Annotated in this window: 3 protein-coding genes; 1 reads left to right on the top strand and 2 read right to left on the bottom strand. The window is 71.9% G+C overall.

What is annotated here, in order from left to right:
- Positions 1–236, top strand: a 236-nt coding sequence (locus tag ACTUAL_RS24665; RefSeq protein ID WP_440901925.1) for a TetR-like C-terminal domain-containing protein, incomplete at its 5' end; no start/stop codon positions are given.
- A 50-nt stretch (positions 237–286) separates the two neighbouring features.
- Here ACTUAL_RS24665 and ACTUAL_RS24670 read toward each other — a convergent pair.
- Together ACTUAL_RS24670 and ACTUAL_RS24675 are read right to left on the bottom strand one after the other, a co-directional pair.
- Complete coding sequence (locus ACTUAL_RS24670) at positions 287–1,153, bottom strand: hypothetical protein (RefSeq protein WP_440901926.1); 867 nt, start codon at positions 1,151–1,153, stop codon at positions 287–289.
- A partial coding sequence (locus ACTUAL_RS24675) for an AAA domain-containing protein (RefSeq protein ID WP_440901927.1) occupies positions 1,150–3,093 on the bottom strand: 1,944 nt, incomplete at its 5' end. The genes ACTUAL_RS24675 and ACTUAL_RS24670, both read right to left, overlap by 4 nt.

Below are 3,093 nucleotides of genomic sequence, written 5' to 3' on the forward strand. Positions count from 1 at the left end.
TCGGCGACGAGGACGGCGCGAACGCCACCCGCTGCTCCGACTACGCGGCCGACCAGGTGACCCTGATCCTGGACCGGGCGCGCGCCAGGTCCGAGCGGCCCCCTCCGCTGGAGGCCGCGATGGACCACCTGGTCTCCCCGCTGGTCTACCGCATCCTGTTCCGCCCGACGGGGCTGGACGCGGCGTACGCCCGGCGGTTGGTGGCGGAACTGCTGGGCGGCCCGACCAGGCGGTGACCTGACCGCCGCCGGTCCGTGCCGAGGGGGCGCGAACCGGCGGCGGTCGATCAGACGGCCACCTCGGCTCCCGGTCGCGCGGCCAGCCGGTCCAGGTCGTTCAGCAGCGCCGCAACCGGCGACCAGCACATGCCGACGGTGTCGGCGTCCGGGGCGAAGTCCGACTCGAACTGCTTGCGCGGGTGGATGTAGTTGCGGAACTCCCGCACCGGGCGCATGAAGTCCTTGGCGTCGAGCTGGATGAGCCCTCGGCTGTGCGCCGTGTCCAGGAGCAGGGCCAGACCCGCGAAGGACGCCTCCACCCGCTTTCCCCTGTCGTTGGGGAAGCCCGATCGGGCCAGCTCGGGGTACCGGTCGATCAGCACCGAGTAGAGCACCCCCTCGACGAAGCTCCCGATCCCGAAGAGGGCCAGCAGGTACGAGCCGTTCGCCTCGGCGAGCTGGCTCTCCCGCACCCTCGACACCAGCAGTCGGACCAACCGTTCCTCGCTGATCAGCCTGCCCAACCGCTGCTCCACGTCCGCCACGCGCAGCACGACCTTCACCGCTCCGTTCTTCCCCAGCTCGCCGACCACCGGCCTGCCACCCGCGACGCAGACCTCCAGCCCCTCCCGCTCGAGCACCTCGTTGACCGCGCGCCGCACCTCGGAGGCCGCGACCTCGCCGTCCTCGTACTCGATCGGATCGCACAGCCTGCACAGGAACCGCTCGACGTCCGCCCGCTCACCCGACCGCCCGGTCAGCGCGTCGACCAGCCACGGCACCTTGGACGAGCCGTCGTACTCGGGCGGGTCCACCCACCCCGCGTCGCGCAGCAGCGCCTCGACCTCGCGCCCCGTGCGCTGGTATGGGCCGTCCTGGTCGACCGCGATCCTGCAGATCCGCTCCACGCTCTTGGGATCCAGCGGAAACATCATGCCCCCTGACTGTCGGAGCGCTGCTCGGCGCGCGCCAAGGCGTCGCCGATGCGCTGTGCCATCCGGTTGGTGCGCCTGCTGAAGCCGAGTTCGCGGACGGCCTCGCCGATGCGGCTGTCGCGGTCCACCGGCAGCCGGTCGGCCAGCAACCACGAGCACAGCTCGACCAGCTCCCGGTCTCGGTAGTCGTCGATCTTCGTGCGCTTCACGGCCAGGAACCCCGGCCGCTCACCGCGTTCCACTGCCTGGCGCGGGTCGGGCACGCGCGCCGCGGCCCTCGGCTGGTGGGGGACGTCGCGCTCCGCGTCGAGCATGGCCTGCTCCCAGCTCCGCACGATCAGCGCGGTCTGCGCGGCGGGATCGCTGAACCACTCGCTCGCCCACACCCGGTGGAACCGCCAGCCGAGCCGCTCCAGGTGCTCCTGGCGCAGCCGGTCGCGGTTCCGCGCGCTGCCGAGCCGGTGGTACCTGTCCCCGTCCGCCTCGACGGCCAGCACCATCCGGCCCGGCTGGTCCCGGTGCGCGAGCGCGAAGTCGATGCGGTACCCGGCGAACCCCCACTGGGGGCGCACCGGAACACCCGCGCCGACCAAGGCGTCGTGGACGCTCTGCTCGAACCCGTTCAGCGGCGTCTCGAGCCCGCCGCCGACCAGCCCCAGCGAACCCCCGTTCCCCGCGAACTCCAGGTACCGGCGCAGCTGCTCCGCGCCGACGCTCTTCGGCTCCATGTCCAGCGGGGAGAACGAGGTGACCACGTCGACCCGCTTCCGCGCCCGCGTGATCGCGACGTTGAGACGGCGCTCCCCGCCCTGGTGGTTGATCGGGCCGAACGCGGACATGTTCAGCCTGCCGCTGGCCGCCTTCGCGGCGCCGAGGCTGAGCACGATCGCGTCCCGCTCGTCACCCTGCACCTGCTCGATGCTCTTGACGAACAACCGGCGCCCGGCGCTCTGCATCCGCTCGGTGAACCCCGCCAGGTCCTCGTGCTCGGCCGCGGCACGCCGGAGCACGTGCTCGATCCGCTTGGCGTGCGGGTTGCCGAGCGTGATGACCCCGAGCGTGTCCTCGGGAGCGGTGCGGACGTGCGCGAGGACCAGTTCGAGGACCTTCGCCGACTCGGCGGCGGCCGACCCCTCCTTTCCCGGCTCCACCCGGCCGTCCACCTGGTGCAGCGCCAGCGGGCTCTCCTGGCGGCAACCGGGGAACGTGATCAGCTTGCCCCCGTAGAAGGCGTCGTTGGAGAAGGCGATCAGCCGCTCGTCCTGGCTCCGGTAGTGCCACTCCAGCATCCGGTTGTCCGGGATGAAGGTGCTCAGGCAGGAGAGGATGGACTCGAAGTCGCCCAGGTGAGGGGTGCCCGTCCCTTCCTCTTCTTCGTCCTCGTCCGAGTCGCCGCCGTTGAGGTTGGCGCGGAACCACGCGCTCGGCGGCAGCTGCCGCTCGTCCCCGGCGACCACGAGCTGCCTGCCGCGCATGATCGCGGTCATCGAGTCCTGCGGCTCCACCTGACTCGCCTCGTCGAACACGACCAGGTCGAACAGCCGCTCCGCTGGCAGCAGCCTGCTCACCACGATCGGCGACATCGCCCAGCACGGCCGTGCCGCCAGCAGGACGTCCGGAGCCTTGGCGACCAGCTTGCGCAACGGCATGTGGCCGCGCTTGCGCTTCGCCTCGGCCCGGACCACCTCGTTCTGGTCGGGGTGCGCGTCACGGGCAGCGCGCAGCCGTTCGGCCACCTGCCTGCGCACGCGCCGCGCGTTGAGCCGGAAGTGCGATGCGTCCCCCTCCTGGAACTCGGAGACCAGGTGGGAGTGGTGCCGACCGGCGAACCGGCCCAGGTGCGGGACGCGTATCCGGTACTCGTCCAGCAGCGAGCTGAGCCAGGAGAAGTGCAGCGCCCCGCGCGCCAGCTTGGCGTCGGCGTCGCGCTCGACCAGGGC

This window comes from Actinosynnema sp., assembly GCF_052038725.1.